General features: G+C 42.9%; 17 protein-coding genes. 11 read left to right on the forward strand and 6 right to left on the reverse strand.

Annotated elements, in window-relative coordinates:
• Positions 1–270: 270 nt before the first annotated feature.
• A complete protein-coding gene (locus tag MSSIT_RS09375; RefSeq protein ID WP_048171892.1) occupies positions 271–2,613 on the forward strand; it encodes an efflux RND transporter permease subunit in 2,343 nt (780 codons plus the stop codon).
• Between the two features lie 181 nt (positions 2,614–2,794).
• Positions 2,795–3,154, forward strand: coding sequence for a TrmB family transcriptional regulator (locus MSSIT_RS09380; protein WP_048171895.1), 360 nt, complete (start codon positions 2,795–2,797; stop codon positions 3,152–3,154).
• 82 nt (positions 3,155–3,236) lie between these two features.
• On the opposite strand, the gene MSSIT_RS09385 is transcribed toward MSSIT_RS09380, so the two are convergent.
• Positions 3,237–4,373, reverse strand: coding sequence for an aldo/keto reductase (locus MSSIT_RS09385; protein WP_048171896.1), 1,137 nt, complete (start codon positions 4,371–4,373; stop codon positions 3,237–3,239).
• A gap of 277 nt (positions 4,374–4,650) precedes the next feature.
• On the opposite strand from MSSIT_RS09385, the gene MSSIT_RS09390 reads away from it, so the two are divergent.
• From MSSIT_RS09390 to MSSIT_RS09405, 3 genes are all read left to right on the forward strand, one after another.
• Positions 4,651–5,010 carry a carboxymuconolactone decarboxylase family protein gene (locus MSSIT_RS09390; RefSeq protein ID WP_048171898.1) on the forward strand — a complete coding sequence of 120 codons (360 nt, stop codon included), beginning with the start codon at positions 4,651–4,653 and terminating at the stop codon, positions 5,008–5,010.
• 745 nt (positions 5,011–5,755) lie between these two features.
• A complete protein-coding gene (locus MSSIT_RS09400) occupies positions 5,756–6,250 on the forward strand; it encodes a DUF6141 family protein (RefSeq protein WP_222702755.1) in 495 nt (164 codons plus the stop codon).
• Positions 6,251–6,631: 381 nt separating this feature from the next.
• Positions 6,632–7,201 (forward strand): hypothetical protein, encoded by a 570-nt coding sequence (locus MSSIT_RS09405; RefSeq protein ID WP_048171902.1) that lies wholly within the window; start codon positions 6,632–6,634, stop codon positions 7,199–7,201.
• Between the two features lie 69 nt (positions 7,202–7,270).
• On the opposite strand, the gene MSSIT_RS09410 is transcribed toward MSSIT_RS09405, so the two are convergent.
• On the reverse strand, positions 7,271–8,299 hold the full coding sequence (locus MSSIT_RS09410; RefSeq protein ID WP_048171904.1) for a class I SAM-dependent methyltransferase: 1,029 nt from the start codon (positions 8,297–8,299) through the stop codon (positions 7,271–7,273).
• 300 nt (positions 8,300–8,599) lie between these two features.
• Here MSSIT_RS09410 and MSSIT_RS09415 point away from each other — a divergent pair, with 300 nt between their 5' ends.
• Positions 8,600–10,111: a C45 family autoproteolytic acyltransferase/hydolase gene (locus tag MSSIT_RS09415; protein ID WP_048171906.1), complete on the forward strand. Its 1,512-nt coding sequence runs from the start codon at positions 8,600–8,602 to the stop codon at positions 10,109–10,111.
• A gap of 89 nt (positions 10,112–10,200) precedes the next feature.
• Positions 10,201–12,552, forward strand: coding sequence for a M4 family metallopeptidase (locus MSSIT_RS21215; protein ID WP_148705276.1), 2,352 nt, complete (start codon positions 10,201–10,203; stop codon positions 12,550–12,552).
• A gap of 61 nt (positions 12,553–12,613) precedes the next feature.
• Here MSSIT_RS21215 and MSSIT_RS09425 read toward each other — a convergent pair whose 3' ends face one another.
• Positions 12,614–13,630, reverse strand: coding sequence for a cache domain-containing protein (locus MSSIT_RS09425; RefSeq protein ID WP_048171909.1), 1,017 nt, complete (start codon positions 13,628–13,630; stop codon positions 12,614–12,616).
• Between the two features lie 359 nt (positions 13,631–13,989).
• Here MSSIT_RS09425 and MSSIT_RS09430 point away from each other — a divergent pair, with 359 nt between their 5' ends.
• A complete protein-coding gene (locus MSSIT_RS09430) occupies positions 13,990–14,766 on the forward strand; it encodes an exodeoxyribonuclease III (RefSeq protein WP_048171910.1) in 777 nt (258 codons plus the stop codon).
• A gap of 130 nt (positions 14,767–14,896) precedes the next feature.
• Here the strand turns inward: MSSIT_RS09430 and MSSIT_RS09435 are convergent, their stop codons facing one another.
• Together MSSIT_RS09435 and MSSIT_RS09440 are read right to left on the reverse strand one after the other, a co-directional pair.
• Positions 14,897–15,277: a hypothetical protein gene (locus MSSIT_RS09435; protein ID WP_052721590.1), complete on the reverse strand. Its 381-nt coding sequence runs from the start codon at positions 15,275–15,277 to the stop codon at positions 14,897–14,899.
• Between the two features lie 791 nt (positions 15,278–16,068).
• A complete protein-coding gene (locus tag MSSIT_RS09440; RefSeq protein WP_052721591.1) occupies positions 16,069–18,165 on the reverse strand; it encodes an MEDS domain-containing protein in 2,097 nt (698 codons plus the stop codon).
• 576 nt (positions 18,166–18,741) lie between these two features.
• Between MSSIT_RS09440 and MSSIT_RS09445 the strand changes: the two genes are divergently transcribed.
• The 3 genes from MSSIT_RS09445 to MSSIT_RS09455 all read left to right on the forward strand — a co-directional run bounded on the left by MSSIT_RS09445 (position 18,742) and on the right by MSSIT_RS09455 (position 22,232).
• Positions 18,742–19,968: a C39 family peptidase gene (locus tag MSSIT_RS09445; RefSeq protein ID WP_048171913.1), complete on the forward strand. Its 1,227-nt coding sequence runs from the start codon at positions 18,742–18,744 to the stop codon at positions 19,966–19,968.
• 185 nt (positions 19,969–20,153) lie between these two features.
• The gene (locus tag MSSIT_RS09450) at positions 20,154–21,476 is read left to right on the forward strand and encodes a beta-propeller fold lactonase family protein (RefSeq protein WP_048171915.1); all 1,323 of its coding nucleotides are present in this window, start codon (positions 20,154–20,156) and stop codon (positions 21,474–21,476) included.
• Between the two features lie 153 nt (positions 21,477–21,629).
• Positions 21,630–22,232 (forward strand): UPF0228 family protein, encoded by a 603-nt coding sequence (locus MSSIT_RS09455; RefSeq protein ID WP_048171917.1) that lies wholly within the window; start codon positions 21,630–21,632, stop codon positions 22,230–22,232.
• Positions 22,233–22,739: 507 nt separating this feature from the next.
• Here the strand turns inward: MSSIT_RS09455 and MSSIT_RS25665 are convergent.
• Positions 22,740–22,934 (reverse strand): hypothetical protein, encoded by a 195-nt coding sequence (locus MSSIT_RS25665; RefSeq protein ID WP_048171919.1) that lies wholly within the window; start codon positions 22,932–22,934, stop codon positions 22,740–22,742.
• Positions 22,935–22,994 lie beyond the last annotated feature (60 nt).

Consider the following 22,994-nt stretch of genomic DNA (forward strand, 5'->3'; position numbering starts at 1 on the left):
ACACACCCCTAAAACTCTGGTGCCTCTCTCTTTTGAGCTGTGGCCTGCAGGCACTTTTATGGGATCCTGTGAAAAATAATCTGACCTGATTTTTTGAGAACGTAAAGCAAATCCAGACCGAATTTCCTGAGTAGAAAGCAAGGTACTGGGAAATGATTCGAATAATTTTCATGGAAAATTTGTTTTGAAAGCCGTGGCCATGGATTTTTTCCTGAAAAATGAAAAACGTTCCAGATAAAGAGTAAATTCAGTCTTTAAGGGGGTACCGCTATAAAAAACATATTCGAAAAATTGGGTGTTTTCATCCAGAGTAGCCGTCCAGCTATAATTGTCACTTTGATCCTTTTTGTCATTATTTCCTTACAGGGAGCACAGCTGATCGAGATGGCTTCCGGGACGGAAACTTATGTTTCTAAAGACACACAACTATACAAAAACTATGATCAACTCTACAAGAAAAACTTTGAGACCGACAGCATTGTAGTGATGATTCAGGGAAATGAGGTTGCATCCGAAGCCGTAATGAAAGCTGCGGATAAGCTGGAGCAGCAGATGCTGATTGTCCCGGGAGTTTTGTCAGTTACAAGTCCTGCAACCCTGATAAATCAAATAAATTACCAAGTCTCCGGAAGGTCGAAGATCCCCGATTCGGACCGGGGGGTTCAGGAGCTGATAAATAGCCAGCCATCCTTGTTCGAAACTCTCCTACCTGACAAGACTCATATGATGATAGTAATAAAGATTGCAGGCAGCTCAACTGATCAGCAGAAAGAAGATATTCTTAATGCCCTTTACCCTTCTCTCAACGAAGCTGGTTTTCCTCCCGGGTATAGCCTCATTGTCACCGGTTCCCCTGCCCTGCGGATTGACATCGACAATGAGATGACCCAGAGTATGGGGGTGTTGCTCGGTATATCCTCCATCCTGATGGTTATCGTGCTTCTTCTGGTCTTCAGGCATGTAAGGTGGGGACTTTTGCCCCTTCCGGTTGTGTTGCTTGGGGTTTTTTTTACTTTCGGGTTTATGGGATATAGTGGTGTGCCCATGACAATGGTTTCCATGGCAGCTTTTCCGGTACTTATCGGGATAGGAATTGACTATGCTATTCAGTTCCATAACAGAATGGAAGAGGAAATCCGGGCTGGAAACAGTTCAAAAAAAGCCCTCATTCTCACCACAAAACACACTGCTCCCGCCGTACTGATTGCTCTTATCATGACATCGCTTGGTTTTGTCTCGCTTTTTACATCCACTGTGCCAATGATACAGGAGTTTGGAATATTACTCCTGATAGGCATCGTCATGTGTTACCTCTCTGCACTCTTTTTCGGACTAGTAACCCTGTATAGTTTTGATTGGGTTTCCAAAAAGAGCCCTCTCAGGCGATTTAAACAGAAAACAGCAGAAAGCGAAACCGAAAATCCTCCCCCAAACATTCCATCGGCAAAAGTTGAGAGAGCCAAAGCCCTTGAAAACGCTCTGATAAAGAGCGCTGACTTTACCATAAGGCATTCAAAGATTATCCTTGTAGTTGCCCTGCTTACATGTTTTGCGGGGCTTTATGCAGACCGGTCAGTTCCCATCCAGACCGACACAAATTCCTTCATTCCACAGGACATGCCTTCCCTTATAAATTATAAGCAAATGATGGACCTGCTTCCGGGGAGTGGAGACCATTTCAACATCATTCTGAGAGTAAAGGATAACAGTGACCCGGAAATTCTGAAGTGGATAGATGAGTTTAGTCAGCATGAGGTCACAAACCGGCGCCACGTAAATGGGGCCACAAGTATTGTAGACCTTGTAAAGGAGCAAAACGGCGGTACAATTCCTGAAACCTCTGAGGAAATACAGGCAATATACGATGAAATCTCTGACAGCCAGAAACAAGAGTATATGTTAGGGAGCCAGTTGCTTACAATTGACCTTGATATAGGACAAGCCATGGAGAATATCGAGATAACAGGCATTAAAGAACTGCGGGATATTATCCAGGAAGATATACAGTGGATGCAGCTGCCTCCTGGTGTTTCCGTCGTTATTACCGGCCAAAGTGTAGCGATGATTGACATAGTCGTCGCCCTTACGAGCGGTAGATCACTTATGACCATGCTCGGTGTAGGGCTTGTTCTGATGGGTTTGATCGTGGTTTACAGGGACCCAATAAAAGCCCTTTCCCCAATAATTCCTATGTTTATTGTGGTGGGCTGGTCCGGACTCATCATGGCAGGGCTGAATATCGCCTATACCCCCATGACCGCAGTGCTAGGGGCTTTGATCCTGGGAGTCGGGTCCGAGTATTCCATCCTGATGATGGAACGTTACTTTGAGGAAAAAGATAACGGTCTCGACCCGGTGAGCGCAATTAACCAGGCAGTAACCACCACCGGTTCAGCTCTGATAGCTTCGGGAGCTACAACGGTCTTCGGGTTTTCGGCTCTTATATTTTCTCCCTTCCCCATTCTGAGCAATTTCGGGCTTGTGACGGTCATTGATGTTTGTCTGGCAATCTTTGTCACCTTCGTGGTCTTCCCACCCCTTATCGTAATGATGGATACTCGCCGGGAGAAGAGAAGGGCGGCAAGTTTGGCAGCAGTTGCAGCAGCAGTTTGAGTAAAGAACTGAAGTATGATCACTCTAGCAGCCAGCAACTGCAGGCTGCAGGAAAGTGGATTGAAATGTGTAAAATTTTGAACCGGAGAACTGAGAAATAATGGATGAAGTAACGGGGGTCAATGGATGAAATACCGGGAGTTGCGAATTCTCGGCCTTTTATCTCTTCAGGAGACTAAACATGAGTTCGAAATTAATTAAAAATCTCCAGAAGCTAGGTTTTACCGAAAATGAAGCAAAGATTTATGCCGTTCTTGTCTGCCTGGGCCAGGCAAGGGCAAGTGAAATTTCCAAAGCCGCCGGGGTTCCGAGGGCCAAGGTTTACGGCATCCTCAGGGGTATGGAGAAGAAAGGTTACGTCCGGATCCTTGGAGGCGATCCAATCCTCTTTTGCTGCACGCGGCCCGAGGAAATGATGGCAAGAATCAGGGCTGATTTCATGCGTTCCCTGAGAGAGACCTCCTCCGGGCTTAATGCTTTAAGTACCGAAGGTAAAATGGAGTTTTCCTGTGAATCAATTGAAGTCAGAGGTTCCGCATGAAGGACATGGGTATTTGAAAATTCAAATAAAAAGTGAAGTAATGCAAAAAAACTCCAACTTTCCTTCATTCCTCCACTCTCCTTCATTCCCCCATATAATCCCTTACTTCCTTCAACATTTCCCGTATCCTGATATTCTGAGGGCAGACCTCTTCACACTCCCCGCACTCAGCGCAGTTCCCGGCTTTTTCTTCAGGAGACAGCAGGACTCCATACTGGAACCTGGCATTTGCCACGTCGTCAAGCATAAAAACGTCATTAAGGTAACTGAGGTTCCGCGGGATATTTACTCCCGAGGGGCAGGGCATGCAGTATTTGCAGCCTGTGCAGTTGACTTTGATCCGGGCTTTGTAGATCTCCTTAACTTCTCTGATCAGGTTTTTTTCTTCGGCTGAAAGGGAGTCGGGATACCCTTTTTCTGTAATTCTCAGGTTTTCTTCCAGGTGCTCCGGTCCCGACATCCCGCTCAGGACGACACTGATTTCGGGATAGTTCCAGAGATAACGGAAAGCCCATTCTGCAGGAGTTCTTTCTATTCCGGCACGGTCCCAGACCTTTTTAGCCTCTTCCGGAACTTTTGAAGCAAGATTTCCGCCGCGTAGAGGCTCCATGATAACGACGGCAAGCCCCTTTCCAGCTGCATATTTAAGTCCCTCGACTCCTGCCTGGAAGTCCTCGTCCAGGAAATTGAACTGGATCTGGCAGAGGTCCCAGGGATAAGCGTCCACGACTTCCTTGAAAACCTCAAGTTCGTCATGGAAGGAAAAACCGGTGTATTTGATCTTCCCGGCTTCCCGAGCTTTTTCCAGGAACTCTATAACCCCAAATTTCTTCATTTTCTCCCAGTAGCTTTTCTTTACTGCGTGCAGGAGGTAGAAGTCGATGCAGTCCGTCCGGAGCTTTTCAAGCTGCTCGTTTAAGAAGCGGTCCATGTCCTCCTTACGGTTTACGCGCTTGCAGGAGAGCTTTGTCGCCAGATGGACTTTTTCCCGGTAACCGTCAGAAAGGGCTTTTCCCAGGAAAATTTCCCCCATCCCGCCGTGGTAGGAATAGGCAGCGTCAACGTAATTTACCCCGTGGTCGATGGCATAGCGGAGGAGTTCGGTTGCTTTCTTTTCATCTATTTTTTCCGGCGCTTCCTCGAGTACTGGGAGCCTCATACAGCCGTAGCCCAGAATAGAGACCTTTTCGCCTGTTTTTCCTAACTTGCGGTACAGCATTTTTTACCTCTTAGTCGTGTCTGCCCGGCAATATGGGGTTAATGAGTGTAAACCTTTACTACCCGAGTTGCGCCTCGGGAGTACGCGGTCTGTTTCGCTCGCTTTGCTCGCTCAAGCAGACTACTTTATCAAGCAGACTATTTTATAGTAGAGTCGAGAGCTAAGCTCAAGAAGACCCATTTGGATGATTAACATTACTTTTTTTCAGGGGGGCTGATCAAAATGCTGCTAAGAGATACTGTTATATCTGATCCTTTCCTATCACATATCGATTATTATGGGGAAGAATATCCAGGAAATAAAGGAAGTAAAGGGCTTTATGCCCAGGTCTGTTGTTTACGCTGAGAAGATAAATGAGGATTTTGGCGAAGGGCTTGCCGGCTTTTATGAAGCTATCTGGGCTGAGAGGGAAGGCGGGCTTTCCATGAAGCAGAAGCACCTTATGGTCTTTGCTATTGCTTGTTCCAATAACAACATAGAAAGCGCAGTCAAAATCCTTGAAAGGCTTAAGAAATTCAAAGCCACAAGAGCTGAAATTTCAGACGCTATGATGGTTGCTGCCTGGACCGGTGGAATTCAGAATTTCACGGATTTCAGTGTAGCTGTGCTGGAGGAAATGGAGAAACTCGGGTTTTAAGTCCCATATTCTCCATTTTTTAAATTTTTTTTGAATTTGGGGAAGGGAGTAAAGTAAAAAATGAATGATTGGTTCCCTGGTCCCGGTAAAACTTTCAGAAGCAGTTAGCAGGGCAATAAATGAACAGAAGCCCGGATAAGTTTTTTTCAGTTCAAACATTTCAGTCCGAACTTTTTTAGTTTTAATTTTTTTGGTTCAAACATTTCATATTATTCATTCCAGTATATCGGAATGTTCGAGTTTTAAATGTCTTATAAGTCCTGCAAAAATCCGGTTGATCTTTTTATTTATAAACTTTTCCATACTGTTTTTTAGTTTTGGAATAAATATTAATATTTTTTTAAAGTGATTCGTTACTTCTGTTATTTTTTTATTAATTCCTGGGTTTTTAAATAAAAAATGATATAGAACTCCCATTTTTTTCGGAAGCTTTATTTACCCCGCTTTGATAGAGAAAAATAGAAAGATTTCAATCAAAGACCTTTCCAGTCAAAAACGTTCCCAGCGGCAGGAACTTACTCCTTTAATAAGTTTTCTTGAAAGTCACGGCGTTAACTAAGGTACGACATATGTTTACTTTGAATGTGTTTACTTTGAATGTGTTTACTTTGAATGTGTTTACTTTGATTTGCTGAGTACGTGTAAGTTGCCTGCTTCATATAATAAGACACCTGCCTGAGAAGTAATGTAAGGAATATGTTGATCAGGGCATGTGTCTGGTCAGGTCGCTATAGGGAGTGTTGCTATGGAGCATCCGGAAACATGTTTAATTTTTCGAGAAGTACAGGATCTGCATAATAACATTTTTCTGATTTCTGTTCTCTATCCTGCCCTTCTACTCTGGTATGTCGAGGTCTACAGCCTGGTCTTCGGAAAACCTGCCGGGGTCCAGAATATTCCGGACATCTACTTATTTGCGCTCTGGTTTGTCTTTGGGGTATTTTTCCCTCTTCTGTTCTACTATACAAAACATATCACAGAGGTCCGAAAAGATGGAATCTACATCCGTTTAATACCTCTGAACCCTTCATTTAAAAAAATTCCAATTTATGTGGTTGAAGATTGCAGGATTCAGGCATATGACCCTTTTACAGGGAAGGATTACAAAGATAACCCCCTTTCCAAAAGAGCAAGTTTCGTTGTAACCCTGAAACTCATCACCGGGAAAAGAGTGATGATCAGCTCTAAGAATCCAAAAGAACTCCATCAGGCTATTATGTCTGCCGTGGCCAGCTTTTGATTTAGACCGGAGAATTACGGGATTATAACATAAACTTTTCCCAGAAAGAGAAAGATCATTTATCATACAGCTGTTGCTTCCTGATTCCGGAAGAAGCTCGATTAAAACAGTTTTCCGGAAGATTTCCTGGTTTGTGGATTATCTCAGGTTTTATCTCAGGGTTTATATCTTGCCAGCCCAATATTTACCAGGGATTTCAGGTAGATTAACTATAGGATAAGAGGCATGGCAGGAAAGATATTGTGTCATTTTTAAATAAGGTGCATTCGTCCCCAAACGGTACGGGGGGAGATTATTAGAAGAGAGACCGACGCAGACAGGGAGAAAAGGTTTTCAGGTGAAGGGACGGAAGCTCTTTACAGGGAACATGCGGGAATTCCTGTGATTGAACTCGAACTCAAAAGCTTTCTTCAGCTCTTTGATTCCTTTGACCCTGCTCCGTTTCACGAAAAAGAGCTTAATCTGGACGCAGAAGAATACCTCTATAACGCTGTAGACGAATTTCCCCTGAAAAAGCCCCTTGAAATCATGATATATCTGCCGTCTACTGAGGTCAATGCACAACTCGAAATCGACCTTAAAGAGGCTATAAAAAATCATTTTTCATATAAAAAACTCCTTGCCGAAATCGAACTGAAAAGGCTGCTTCATCAGGGGAGAAAGAACTTTATAATAGCTCTTATCTTCCTTTTCCTCTGCCTGCTCGTGATCCGACTGCTTTCGGCTTTTGAAGAAAGCCTGGTGAACACCCTTTTCTCTGAGGGGCTTCTTATTATCGGGTGGGTTGCAATGTGGGAACCGGTGCATATTTTCCTTTACGGCTGGTGGCCGATTGTCCACAGGCGGAACATTTACGAAAAAATTGTACATATGGACGTCTATATAGGTACAGGATCTCCGACAAAGGAAATGGCTCGAGGATATCGTTTCACACCAAAAAGAAGGTTCTGAGAATTTTAAGATCCGAAACCTGAAAATTAAGCCCTTATTGGACCTGGTAAAGCCCTATTAAAACCTTCATTAAAAAATCCGCGCGTCCACAACCACATGCAGGACACCCGGAGAATACTTCTTTATTCTTCGGATTGCCAGGACCTCAACTTTTTTCCCCAGGCATCCTGCAGTTTTTTTTATCCTCTCTTCAGGTCTGGTCCAGGCGAGATTTTCAGGCACCGTTTCATGGTAATGCAGGATTCCTCCTCTTTTTTTCAGGGTTTTTATAGCCGGCTCCAGATAGTGGTGGGTTGTTCCCACATACCCCATAATAACTCTGTCAGCTTCCCCCTCGGGAGCAGCCTGTGAGCAGTCTCCAAGAATCGGGGTGATAATGTCCTCCACGTGGTTTAGCCTGATATTTTCCTTCAGGTAGGCAAAGGATTCGGGGTTTATTTCTATCGAGATGATTTTTTCCGGATGCGCATGGACAGCCATGGGAATTGAAAAGTACCCAATCCCTGCAAACATATCCACAACAGTTTCTCCCTGTCCAAGTTTGCTCATCCTTTTTCTTTCTTCAAGGTTCCCTTTGGAATACATCACTTTCGTTACGTCCTGTTTAAAAAAGCAGCCGTGTTCCTTGTGGACTGTTTCCGTCCCGCTGCCGATAAGGAGCTCTCTTTTTGGCTGGCGGAACTGCCCTTCGATCCCGAAGTCTCTGACCACGCTCCGGCACTTCGGGCACATGGAGAGGAGAGCCTCGGCTATCAGGAGCTTTTTTTCATCGAGCGCGTCTGGGATACTAACTATTGCTATATCTCCAAGCATCTGCCAGCCAGAGGGGATATGAGCAATTTCGGATTCGGAGAGGGAGGTTTTCAGACATTCTTTGAGGGACACTGAAGGCTTTAGAAATTCGGGACTTTTCTGATCAATAACAGGGAATCCTTCAACCGTTTCACCTGCAGTCCCAGTTACAGGAATTTCCAGAAAGGTACCTCCCTCAATCACGATTCTTCGGATTTTTCTTTTAGTATCCAGAAATTTCCCGGAAATTGCTTTTTCCCTGATTTCTTCTCCTTTTTCCGGGGGGATCCGGATTGTTCTGTACATTGGAATTATGAATAGTGTGAATGAGATTAATGTTTTTTGTTTGACTTTTTCTATGGATTATCTGCTGAAAATAATAACAGAGGGTTCAAAAGAGGATTCTTATTTACCTCTGATTTTTTCTTTGCGAGAAAATCCACGATAGAAGAAGACTGCAATAAGTGGTTGGATAGTTTACACTATGCTCTTTTTTCAGAATGAGCCTGGCAAGAAGAGACCTGCGTCTTACCTGAAAAGTTGTTTACACATACCTGCACCAATCAATCGAACAGTATTAAATATTTTAATATCGTGTATTTAACCATGAAAAAAGATGAAATTCTTAGTAAGGCTTGTTTTGAGGAAATAAAAGGGGCAAAAGTCCTTCGCCTTAAAGGAAAAGCTTACGAAATGGGTTATCAGCATGGGTATTTGCTGGCAGATAAAATAGACCTGATGGTTAACAGGACCCTTTTAGCCACCGCTGCTTATGTTGCTGCACAGACAGGCTCGGATATTGATACGGCAGAGGAACTCTTATGGATGGGGCAAAAGGCAGCTGAACCTTTTTTACCGCAGGAATTCAAAGAAGAAATGATCGGAATTGCCGATGGGGTCAAAGATGCCGGAATAAACATAAGCCTTGAACAGATCATGCTCTGGAACACAAATTATGATCAGTGGTGTATTTACTGCCATCCTGATTACTGGAAAGGTGATAATCAGGGAGATAAGAAGGATAAAAATCAGGGCGATAATCAGGACGATAATCAGGGCGAGAATAAGAGTGAGAATCCTGTTGTCAGTAAAGCCGGGAATAATGGAGCTTCCCGGCAGAATATAAGTAAACCTGCCGGTGGGGGCTGCAGCAGTTTTTCTGCCTGGGGAGAGTGGGCTGGAGGCGATGGAAAATTGATATTCGGGAAAAATGAAGACAATTTCAATATGCCGGAACAGTTGGAAAACCGAATGCTGGTTGTGGCAAATCCCGATGATGGGATTGGGCATGCTTTTTTGACTTATCCGGGAATGATAGGGCTGGACGGGGGTATAAATGCGGATGGGCTTGCGATGATGACCCAGTTAAATTCCATGCAGCATGAAAGTATGAAAGGCTGCGGGATCGCCATATTTACTCGTTTGCTCCTGACTCATGCGCGGACAGTCGAGGATGCGATCGGGATTTTCCAGGAGTACCCTCGCTGTACCGGGATTGCCTACCATGTAGTTGATGCCAGGGCTAAAAAGGCAGTCGTGGTCGAAACTTCTTCCAGGAAAGTCTGCTGCCGCTACCCTATGCAGGGTATTGAAGCCCTGTGGCAGACTAACCATTCCAACTGTTATCCGGGCTGGATGGGTTATTCCGGGTACAACATGGTAGCTGATCAGGTCCCGGTAAACCAGCTAAAAGACATCTCAACGATCGAAAACTGGCAGGACAGCCTGAAAGAACCTTATAATTTTTATGTCCAGGCCCCCAGCCGTTTTGAACGCTACCAGCAGTTGATTCACAAGTATTTTGGCAATATTACGGTTGAAAACGCAATAAAAATCTTGAGTGACTGTTATGACCCTTATACCCGCCAGACCCGCGACGTTTTTTTCCCTTCCTGGACAAATAATATTCTCTGTACTATTTGTGCATTGTATCCTGACTTTGCCTATAAAGCAGAAGAACCGGTGGGGCAGTTTAAAGCACATATAGCAAATATGTGGAGTATGGTGGCCTATCCGGAAACCGGAGATTTCTGGCTTGCAATCAATGATTTTCCGGCACAGTACGGAGGATATGAACAGTTCAATTTGAAGGAATTATTAGAACGCAGGTATGTCTAAATCTTTCGAAACTTTCGTAATTATCTTATAAATAACTTCAGGATGAATATGGAATATACTGAGATGGGAAATTAAGATATGTGGCAAATATGAGAGGACTGAATAAAAAACAGGAAAAAGCTGTCGGGAAACTAAAGGAAATAGACCCGGAATCCGAAATTTTCTGGGATTCCCGGATGAAGATTCCCAAATTCGTCAAAGGCACCCTTTCAAAGCCTTCAGCCGGAAATCCTGAAACAATAGCAAGAAAGTTTCTGGAAGAGTACAGGGAGCTTCCGGACATGCAGCCCGGGCTTGATGAGAGCCTGGAACTTTTCACCACCGAGACTGATTTTTCCGGGTTTCACCATGTTATTTTTCTTCAGCATATAAAAGGCATCCCGGTTTTTGAGGGTTCGGTCCAGGTACACATAAACCCTGCCGGCGAGGTTATCGCATACAAGGACTTTCGCCTGACAGAGGTGCCTGTAGCCCTTGAGCCGAAAATCAAAAGAGAAGAAGCCATTGAAATTGTCCACCGAGATATCGGTTCGGAACAGGCTGCAATGGTTCCCCGTTCAAAGCTTATGCTTTTTAGGGATAGTGAAATACGGCTTTCCACCAGCGATTTCCACCTGAATAAGCTTCACCTGAAAGAGTTTAGGTTTAAAAAGCTTCATCTGGTCTGGCAGGTTGAGTCCATCTTTGCCGAAGGATTTGCAGGGAAGTTCCATTTCATAGACGCCCATACCGGAGAGCAGCTTTATACATTTTCCCAGATCCGATCTGCCCTTTTTCGAAAGACCTACACCGCGAAAAATGAGTCCATCCTGCCCGGAGAACTGCTGCATGAAGATCAGTTAGCTACGGATGAGGTAGCCCGGGCAGCTCATAAAAATATGGGCATAGTGTACGATTACTACAAAAACACTTTTGGTAGAGACAGTTATGATAATAAAGGTTCTCCTCTCGTTTCTTCGGTTCACTTTTTAGTGAACTACAACAATTCCTTCTGGAGCGACTACCACAAACAGCTTGTTTTCGGGGACGGGGATGGTTTTCGCTGGAGACCAATGGCGCTTGCACTCGATATTGTGGCTCATGAGCTGACGCATGCCGTTGCCGCCCAGACAGCCCGGTTTGTGTACAGTGAAGAAGCAGGAGCTCTTGATGAGTCTTTTGCAGATGTTTTTGCAACTTTTATCTCAAATGAAGGAAAGATAGAAAACTGGGAAATAGGGGAAGGAGTCTACACCCCTTTTCACCCGGGAGATGCCCTGCGGGACCTTTCCGATCCTCCAAGGTTCGGTCAGCCCGATCACATTGACAATTACGTGCGGCTTGCTCCCGGCGAAATTCCTGATCTGCATAAGAACCGGGCAGGGTATATTCACCTGAACAGTGGAATCCTCAATAAAGCTGCTTACCTGACCATTAAGGGCGGGACCCACTACGGGATAAAGGTCAAAGGGATTTCAAGGGCTAAAGCAGAAAAGATCTATTACCTCGCTCTTACAGAATACCTCTCTAGTGCAACCCTCAGCAGGTGGACGTTCCGGGAAGCCAGGTATTCCCTCCTGAACGCCTGTCGCCAGCTATACGGGGAAAAAGGGCCTGAGTACGCGGCTATAAACAATTCCTGGGCTGCTGTAGGCCTTGGAACGCCGAAAGATCTTGGCGACCTGTTTCTGGTTGAAAAAGAGGCTTTTCCCGGAGTCCCTATTCCGGATCTGAGCCCTGACGGAATCCTGAGTTCCATTTATGTCCCGACAGATGGGCTTGTAAAAGACATCAGGGTCAGTGTAAATATTGAACACCCTTATCTCAGGGACCTGAGGCTCATGCTGTTTACGCCTGCAGGGAGCAGGATAGTCCTGCACGACAGGCAAGCCAGAAGGGACCGGAGCCTTGTAAGGACGTACAATTTGGGGTCGGTTCCTGCCCTTGAAACCTGTGTAGGAGAACGGGCCTGGGGAAGGTGGAATCTGAAAGTTGAGGATCTTGCAAGGGAACATAAGGGTTCTTTCCGCAGCTGGGGACTTAAATTTCTGATACGGAAGGTCGGAAAGGAAGAGCTTAAAAGGGAGATTTTTCCCTTCCTCAAGGTGCCTGATAATGATCCCAAAGGCATCGAAAGCAGTATTGAGGTTGAAAGAAGGGGGAAAATAGTAAGCTTTGGCGTGTCCCTGGAAATTACCCATCCTTCGATAAGGGATCTGGAAGCCGTACTTGTTATACCGTCAGGGGAGGAACTGGTGCTGCATAACAGAACAGGATACGGGAAAAGAGACCTCAAAAAAACCTTCAGTACCGAATCTGATGAGTTCCTGCTGCCTGCTGTAAACAAAGAGATGAAAGGGATCTGGACCCTGAAGGTTACAGACCGGGAAGCAGGAAATGAAGGCAACCTTGACAGCTGGGGGATGTGCATTACATACGAGAGTGACCCGGAGTTTCTTTAAGGGTTGTCCATATGGATACTTTATTCAACCATTTTTTTTGTCTATTCGACCAGTTTGGATTTTATTCAAAGACTTCTGTGTTTTTCTCCGACCAGCCGGGCTGGTCTATGGCCAGGAATTTGAGGGTGATGTTTCCGGTATTGTATGTCGTCTGGATCGCCCCTGCAGGGATGTATATGAGCTGGTCCGGCTGCAGTTCTACAGGGATTCCATCGATATAGAGGATGCCTTCTCCTTCGAGGATATAATGGACTTCCGGATTTTTCATCATGTGGGGGGCGATATTTTCTCCGGGCTCGATAACCGAATGAGCTATGCTGTAGTTCAGGTCAAGGTTTTTATCAGTATCTTCTGGGTTCAGCATTTCGGCAACACGGATGTTTCCCGGCTCTTCGAGATAGGGGCATTCTGTCAGGTTCTTGCAGAGGATATAGTCATCCGAATAGAAACTTGAACCGACTAAATAAGCCCTCCCTTCAAAGGTAGCCTTTTTCACGAAGGTAAACCTGTGGGCAGGCTCGGAACTTTCTGACTCCTTCCAGCTGTAATCTACCCAGCCTTCGCCACTTTCACTCCGGACTGCCTCTATGAAGAGCTTCCCTATGGGCTTTCCTTCTGCGTCCAGAAGCCCGCTCATGTTTTCTCCTTCACGTTCCCTGTCCGGAGGGTAGACTACCTGAGTCCCGTTCATCGCCCAGACAAAAACATAGAAGTCACCGTTGTACCAGGGGGATTTTGGTTCCCTGAACGAGGGGAAGAGCTTTTCCCCCTGTGCCTCAACAAGTCTGGCTGTAGCCCTGACTTTATATTCGATGTTTCTCCTCTCGGTCGCCATCTTACTCTCCCCTTTTGCAAGAATAAGAGAGTCTGGCGGGGCAGGTCCCTGGTTAGCCTGTTCTACGGTTGTGTTTTCTTCTGAAGCCAGAGATTCCCCGGTCACCCCTGGGGTGGGCTCACCTAAAGTTTCATTTTTGAATTCTTCTGCAACTGCTGCCCGGTCATTGTGGCTACCACAGGTAAAAATACCCAGCAAAAAAGCAACCGCAAGCATTCCGCATATAACTTTTATTAAATCCATATGACTTCCCTATTTTTTTGACTTAATATTCAGCTCTACTGAGGCTGCATTCAGAATTTTCTTAAATATGTGTTCTTAATAATTATCCGAAGTATTATTTTATTTTTTTCACTCTGTTTATGCAGGAGGTTGGTTAGAGAAGCATTTATTTATTGAAACTCCGGATAATTTCATAGTAAATCAAATGTTTCTATATAATGACAGAGGACTCTATCCTATATGACTTATGAATCAATGCCTTCTTTATGGCTCTATGACCCTATGTTCAATCCGGAATAACTTTATATCGATATTATCCGAAAATTCAGGCCTCCATATAGCCGAAGAAAAGAGACAAAAAAGAATTAACGAGGTAAAAAATGCCGGTAAATTATAACCTTATTTCCTGGAACGTAAACGGTCTCCGGGCTGCAATGAAAAAGGGCTTTCTGGATTTGCTGCTGGAGCAGAAATTCGATGTCGTCTGCGTCCAGGAAACCAAAGCCTCCCCGGAAAAGCTCCCGAGGGAAGTCAAGAACATTCCCGGCTACTACAATTATTTTGTATCTGCGGAAAGAAGCGGGTACAGCGGGGTCGGGACGTTTTCAAAGCAAAAACCCTTAAAAGTCGAAACAGGGATGGGAATTGAGGAGTTTGACAGGGAAGGCCGTTTTCTCCGGGTCGATTACGAGAATTTCACTCTGATGAACATCTATTTTCCAAATGGAAAAGCCTCTCAGGAACGCCTGGAATACAAAATGGCTTTTTATGATGCTTTTTTGGATTATGCAAATGTCCTTAGAGCCGAGGGTAAAAAGCTTGTCATCTGCGGGGATGTTAATACCGCCCACAGAGAAATCGACCTCGCAAGACCCAAAGAAAACGAAACCACCTCGGGTTTCCTTCCCGAAGAAAGAGCCTGGATGGATAAGTTCCTTAATGCCGGATATCTTGATACATTCCGCCTGTTCAACAGTGAAGGCGGAAACTATTCCTGGTGGTCCTTGAGAACCCGGGCCCGCGAAAGAAACGTTGGATGGCGCCTGGATTACTTCTTCGTCAGTGAAAACCTTCGGGAAAATGTAAAAACTGCCCCGATTTACCCTGAAGTCACAGGTTCGGATCACTGTCCTGTAGGGTTGGAACTTGAATTTTGAGTTTAATTTTATTTTTAGCCATTTTTCTTATTATCTCAAATTGAAATTAGTCCTCTCGAGCACAGCGAGAAGGACAGCGTACTGCAGAGCCGCAACTCTGCTGTAAAAACTGCCCCGATTTACCCTGAAGTCACAGGTTCGGATCACTGTCCTGTAGGGTTGGAACTTGAATTTTGAGTTTAATTTTAGTTTTAACCATTTTTCCGTTTCTTTCAGTGTGCCAGGGAGGTTGAAACTGTGCAGCCAGCTTGCTCTCCCAGTCGCGGATTGCCTTCCAATCCCGGATGTCGGTTGCTGGCATATTGTGTAAGGGACTTCCCGGCAGCTTGAGAATTATGTTGTCAGGGAAGCGTAGTTTCTCCTCATCGTACTTACCGCCAAATATTTCTGTAACGATGGGGGTAAGCAAGGGAAACTTCTCAAGCTCCTTATCGAGCCGGGCACGTACTTCCTTCCACTCCTCTTCTTCATCGTGAAATGGGCCTAATGCAAAAATTGCCACTGGAGCCATATTTCGCGGGTTTGACAGAATAGAAGTTGAGCGCCTGCGATATGACAGCAGAACAACAGACACAACTGAAAAATAAAATCGGTTGTAAGAAAAATTAGTAACGTAAGAAGAAACCCGGAATCACTGCATCCGTACCGTATCCCCCAATACAGCCTCTTTGAATCTTCCTGCTCCCCCAAGCAGATCGATTCGAAGAGAGGATCAGCGACTCCCAGGTGATTCTTTATGTGGTAGATTTTTCCCCATCTTACTTCCCACTACGTAATATACTGGTAATATAAATTATTTTAAATTAATTATACAAAAAATTGGTTTCAAACAAAAAATAATTCGACGTAAAATATTTCAAGCATATTATTGTTCTTTTCTTATGCCAGTTCTGATCATTTTCAATGCCATTAAAATTTTCAATATAATATAATTATTCAAATATATTGAAACTTGTAGCGAAGACCAATTTTTCATATCAATCATGATATATATGACCGTGTTATTATATATGTGCAGATTAAGGGTAATAGGGTTTCCTCTTAATCTTGGGTTGGATCGCAGGTAGGGACCTCGAGAATAGGGACTCGAACCCTACCGTCTACTTCTAAACTAAACTTAAGAAACACCACTTAAACTGTTTTTAAGGTAATTGATTTCAAATTTATTTCATTTTGTTTGTTCTGCACTCCTGACAATCGAAATTATGGATATTTGACTAAACTCGGAATATGGCGCATAAAAAAGGCAAGTGGCAAATACGTAGTATAATTCCTAATCTGGCCCCTATGGTGTGGATGTTTCTACTCGACACCCACCGGGATTTGTGATCGTTCCGTTACATTGAAGGTAATTCTGAATTCCGTTCCATGTGCTCGTATAATCTCTATTTTTCCACACAGCTGGTCAATAAGAGTATTTACTAATTTCATTCCGAGGGATTCGAAACTTGCCAGTTCCATGCCTTCAGGAATTCCTATTCCGTTATCTGAAATTTTCAGGCTGAAAAGGGATCTGTTTACTTCATTACATATTTTTTCTTTTTGAAGCTGGATTCGAATTTCCCCTTTTTTTTCGGGAAATGCGTGTTTGAAAGCATTGGAAACAATCTCATTAACGATTATACCCAGCGGGACTGCTATATCCATGTTAAATGATGTATTTTCTTCCAGATTCATGTACAGGCTAATATTTTTACCATTCAGGCTATACGTCTGGAAAAGTTTTTCAGAGAGCTTTCGAAGGTATGCCGAAAAGTCCAGTGCATCGTTTCCTTTCCCTTTATAGAGTTCTTCGTGAATCAGGGACATTGAGATTACACGGTTCTGGCTTTCCCTGAAAGCTTCAAGTACCTCTTTATCCCTGAACTTTTCGGCCTGAAGGTCCAGCAGGGAAGAGATTACCTGAAGGTTATTTTTTATTCTGTGGTGAATTTCTTTTATTCGGATTCTCTCCATTTTTTCCAGGGCTTCTTCAGCCTTCTTACGCTCAGTAATATCCTGAACTGTTCCTTTCATCAGAATAGGTTTATTTTCCTCATCAAATACTACTTCACCCTGTGCATGAACTACTCGCTCGCCACCATCATCTGAGATGATCCGATAATCACTGTCACAGGACCCTTCATTTAAAGCTCTCTTAATGGAATTTTCAAGGTAATCTCGATCATCGGGATGAATATAATTAAAAATTTTATCATAAGTTAAACCGAATTCTTGTGGTTCAAGCCCGAAAATACGATACATTTCATCAGACCAGTACGATCTATTGGTTACAAGATCCCAATCCCAATTCCCTATATGAGCCATTTTTTGAGCTTCGGAGAGCCTTCCTTCGTTTTCCTTTAAGGCCTTATAAGCCTCTTCAAGCTCAGCGGTACGTGCTTTAACTTTTTCTTCCAAACATTCATGTGCTTTTTTTAGAGCTTTCTCCGCTCTTTTCCGCTCTGTGATGTCACGGGCAACATGAACACACCCCATAATTTTTCCATCCGGACCATATAATGGCGAAACACTTAATACGAAATCGCCGCCCAGAAGTTCTTCGTGAACTTCTGTTATGCGCTCAAGTCCATCTTTAAGTAATTGCTTATGCGGACAAAAAGAGGGAGGTTCATCTGTCCCATGCATAACACGATGACATGTCAATCCTGAACATTCTTCCTGTGTCACTCCCAGTCTTGCTGCCATGGCTCTGTTCGCACGAACAATTCTGCATTCATTGTCAATTATGGCTACGAGATCTGGCACGGCATCAAATGTTTGTTCCCAGTCTTTTGCAGCCTGAAAAACTGCTTTTTCTGCCCTTCTTCTCCCGGAATTTTCTATCCGGTCCCATAGTCCTTCTCTTTTGATCAAAGAGAACCGGTGGTTAAAGGCGATGTCAAGAATTTCGGTTGCGTTGCACATCTTAAGATGATATGAACACAAAGATATCATCTGGTGTTTTTCAATAACAGAATCTACCTTATTCTCATAATTAACAAAATCGGTCCAGCCTTCTTTTTCCAGCCAGCAGGCGTCCCCCGTTACCCTGAGCCCTTCATAACCTCTTTCCAGAGCCTGATTTAGTTTTTCTTTCAATCCGTTTACAGCTCTTTCCGAATCGAAAACACCTTCATTTATGTATCCGCGGATGTAAGGAAAAATTTCTATCTGTCCTTTCTTCAGATAAATCTCAAAATCAGGAACAGCTCTTCTAAGGGCTTCTTTTGCCTCTTCCACTTCCAGAAGTTGTGACGTGATCCAGATGCAATTTTCATTATTCTCAAGCCCTGCTTTGAAATAAGGAACAAGTATCTCCATCAAGTCTTCCTTTGTCTGGTAAAATTGGCAAAAGTGCGTCCCCCAGGGCACATTTCCAATTATCCCAATACCAGAATTTCTCAGTTTTCCTTCCATTTTTCCTTTCTCCAGCTAGCGAAAATAAGTTCATACCCTTCCGTTTAATCAACGTAAGCATGTTATTTCTGAGCTTTATGAAATTAAAACTATTCTAAGGTTTTTGTCATTTTAAGCAGTGTATTTATCCACTAGTTATTCGAATTTTCCCTTATCATGCCTTTTTGTGGACGTATTCAGGTTTATATTGACATTAATCTTTGATCCTGTTGCTGAATTCGAAGACAAATATAATTTAAAATGAACCAACATCATGCCACTCTCCTTTTTATCTAAATGTTTGAATACGACTGGAGGGATGCTTAGATATATAGTTTCTGACCACAGTCTTTAACAATCAACGCTCATGGAAAAATTGTAGGCTCAAAATGAGTATGAAAGGTAGATTGTTAGATGGTATGGTCAGAAAACTTATAAGGAGTGAGATAAGAGGAATTTATGGAGTTCAAAAGTATTTCCCGTACCATACGAACTCCATAAAATACACCCTAAAAGGCAGGATTATGTCAGCTTTGTCTGTATTTAAGCTTGCCTGATCCTGCCTCCTAAGGGAAAAACAACTTAGGAGAAAGACGAATGATTAAGAACAAAATTACGATAAGCATACTTCTTTTGGCAATGTTGACTGGTATGGCGTTGATACCAGCCGTAAGTGCACAGACAGAGGATAATTATTCTGTAACTGCTGAGGAAGCTTTTAAGCATGCCAATGCTAACATGATAAGTTTCATAGCAGCCGATGCACCGGGCTTTGAAAACTGGACAGGTGCATCTGTTGATCCCAAACCGGTTGAGCTTTATGACATAAATGGTCAGAAATTATTTTATCAATTCTCAGTATACAAAGAAAAAAAATTGATAGGTGTAATTGACATATGTGCCGATGAAACATTGGGCCCTTCACTCTATGACATTGTATTTGATCCTGAACCTTATAAAGCGGCTGAAGCCATGAAAAAATCAATAGAAATAGCCAAAAGTGAATATTCAGATGGGAAAATCAAATCAACAAATTTGGTTGTATACAGCTATCCAAGGATAGGAGCGATGACTGTGGTGAAAGACAAGACCACTGGAATTGAACATCGGATATTTGTAGATGCGTACTCCCTTAATGAGGTTGAAGATAAACCCGCAACTGAAACCGAACCCGGAATATGGTCACTATATGACAGGATTTTGACTTATGGAAAGGAAAACAATTTAAAAGAATGGCAAAAAAGTGATGAACTTGCCAAATCTATAGAACAAGCAGCAGCTAATAAAGGAATTAATATTAATGCTGCAGTTACTGAAGAAAATATTAAAAAACTCAGTGACGGTGGAGTAGTGAGAAGTTCATTTACAGGTAATATACTTGATATTGACGGTATTGGACAAGAAGACCCAAATTGGTGTGGTCCAGCATGCATCCAAATGGCTTGTGAATATTATAATAAACCGATTCCTACCCCTACACAATACTCCATTTATTACTATTTCCCTTGGGGCGATGAGGGAGAACCTGCGTCTGGGCTTTCAGCTGATGACATAGTAGAATGGGCTGAAGATAAATGGGAAAAAACGGGAACCATAACTATTAGGCTTTTTAATAGTGACGCTATATCAGAAATTGAAAATGAAAGACCATTCTTCAGTATGATTCCAGGTCATTTTCGACTTTGTAAAGGATACATAGTTCAAGATGGGTATACATATTTGCGCCTTAATGATCCAGAGCCTACTGGTTCGCTGTGTGGTACTCCAGGATTACTTGAACGTACATATGGTAGCTCAGAATCTGTGCGTATATATATAAGGTAAAAATTCCTCAGAGGAGTTCGATAAACTTCTGGTTTTCAACGGTTGCCTATGAACCTATATAACAACCAGTCAAAGATTGGGGTTTATCGAAACCTCTTTATTTATAGGGTGCTGGTATGAACAAAATCCAGGAGAGAGTCGCTGATGTTGTTGCTTTTTAATGAGTCTATAGGTTGGGATTTAAAATGGAAGAAATAACATATGATAAAACATATCGAGAGCATACTCTCATAAGAGTTTTGGGAATAACTTCACTTACGATTTTAATATTGATAGGGGTGGCAGGTGCGGCTCCATTTGCATATGTGACAAATCTGGGAGATTATGATCAGAGAGGTTATTATTACGATACGAATTATAATGGTACTGTTCCTGCTCCTAATGTCGCTGTAATTGACACAGCAACTAACAATGTTACAGCCAGAGTGCCTGTAGAAGGCTGGCCTAGAGATATTGCAGTCAACCCTGCAGGAACAAAGGTATATGTGGCAACTCCAGGATTCGGTCCAACTATCTCGGTAATTGACATAGCGACAAATACGGTTAGTGCTACAGTGAATGTAGGACGTTATCCTATGCAAGTTGCAGTCAACCCTGCAGGAACAAAAGTTTATGTGACAGACCGTGATAGAACCAATATCTCTGTAATTGACACAGCTACAAATACTTTAATGGAACAGATTAATGTGGGGATGATTACTCGTAATGTTGTCATTAGTCCTGACGGAAAAAAAATCTATGTTACGAACATTTTCAACAATACTACTTCTGTAATTGACGCAATTACAAACAAAGTTACAACCACTATATCTGTAGGAGACAGTCCTAATGAAGTTGCAATTGCTCCTGATGGAAATAAGGTTTACGTGACTAATACAGGCAGCAACACTGTTTCTGTAATCGACACAACTGCAGACAATGTTACGGCCACCGTGCCCGTAGGAGATGGAGATACCCCCAGTGATATTGCAGTCAGTCCTGATGGAAAAAAGGCATATGTGACAATCTCTGGTAACTACAATGATTCCGGTAACACTGTTTCTGTAATTGACACAGTAAATAACACTGTTACAGCCACAGTTCCTGTAGGAATTACTCCTTTAGGAGTTGCAGTCACACCAGACGGAAAAAATGTATATGTGACAAACGCCAAAAGCGACAATGTATCCGTAATTGACACAGACACGGACACTGTTACGGCTACGGTGAATGTAGGAGTCCACCCTACTAGTGTTGTAATTGTACCTCCTACAGATTCTGATATGACTGTCCAAAGCACAGGGACAAACTCCAACGTAACTGAAGACATAGGGGTTGAAAAAACGAACTTATCATCTGAAGAAAAAAATGCTGTCGGACTCAATAATTCAAACAACAATAATTCGGAATCTGACAATGATAGTAGCTCCGGCGGAAATGAATCGAGTGAAATTAGCTCTACTCCGGGTTTTGGATTATTAGGAAGCTTGACCTGCCTGTATGGAGGGTGGAAGCTCAGGAAAAAGTAAGATAGGGATTGGATAACCGGATTTCTGGTGAGACTTATATTATAATCATTCATTTCCTTTCTGATTTGACACATAAACTGATGAAACCTCTGGTTTTGAAATTAGTCGTGTACAATTGAGGGATTAAACTCCACAACTTCTGAAGTGGTTAATATGAGCAAAATCAATAAGGAAATCGTGATTTTTATCATTTTTCTAACTCTTTTAACGTTTTGGGGGTTATCTGTAAAAACACCGGTAGAGGATACGAAAACACCATATCCTGAATCAAAAGTAGGTGGTATGACTATTCAATTTAAAGATGGAATTTCTGAGTCCGAAGTAAAAGTCATTCTTCAACACTATAACATGACTCGGAACTATAGACTAACATATGACACTAATTATTCCGATATGGATTACTACATAATGGCAGACAAAGATAACTGGAGTGACATCAGAAGCGAACTTGTAACAGAGATGAAAGAGAATAATAAAAAAAATTGGACCCTATCCATACCTGCTCAAGTTATGAAAAAAGAAGATTATTACGTTCTTCCGGTTTCTGAACAAGCAGTAAAGGATGAAAAATTTCTTGCAATACTGGACAAATATGATATTAAAGTGGATAAATTTACCTGGTGTAAGATTCGTTTTCTTTATAGTGATGGTCCCCGTACTTATTGGATTCCGGAAGAGGATGCAATAAAAATAAAAAATGAAATGGAACAAAATGAAAATATTTTTTCGGTCCAGCTTAGTTACCTTTTTCCCTAATTTGACAGAATTGTAACTTACTGTCACCGATTTGATTTTTTTTCCCATAATGTATTTCATTATAGACTTTTTGCACAGCAAGGAACACAAATCTTAGTTTTATGTGATCTCCCTGCCACGAGCCTGCAAAGCGTTAAAAAATCAATATCAGGCAAAATTGAAAGGTTATAGGAGTTATAATGATAAACGTGTTGTCCGGATATGAAAAGGCAGCATACAGAGAATTGAAGGATTACTCCGGAAGTAAGAGCTGAAATCACACAGATGAGAATGAGCTTAAAGGCCCCCGCACTTTCAAAACCCAGGGCAAGGGTGACAAAATGCCCTAAAAACCCGAGAAAGATAGCCATGATAAAGCCCAGAAGGAGGGGCCCTGATTATTTGTCAGCTCAGGGTTGTTCCTGTCAATGGAAGTGATAAGCCCCATGTGGATTGCACTGCCGAGTCTTGAGCCGAGGGTCGAGGAAATGTTTCCGCGCAGCCCGAGCACGCCCGGATAAATAACAATCAGGCCGGGATCATCTCAAGTTCGCTGGTCATTCCTGAATAAATGATCTCTGCAATAACTCCTCCTACAGTTGCAAGAAATTCACAAGGCAGTGCCTCACGTACAATTGACGAAACACTCGCGTATTCGCTGAGATACCTGTCTATAAACTGGGATTCGAAGATATCCTCTTCCCTGTGCGACTCGGAGGGCATGCGACTGTATTATACGCTGGTAATATTAAAATAATAGCCAACTCTTGAAAATTAGATCTG

It is taken from the genome of Methanosarcina siciliae T4/M (genome assembly GCF_000970085.1).
Classification (GTDB): domain Archaea; phylum Halobacteriota; class Methanosarcinia; order Methanosarcinales; family Methanosarcinaceae; genus Methanosarcina; species Methanosarcina siciliae.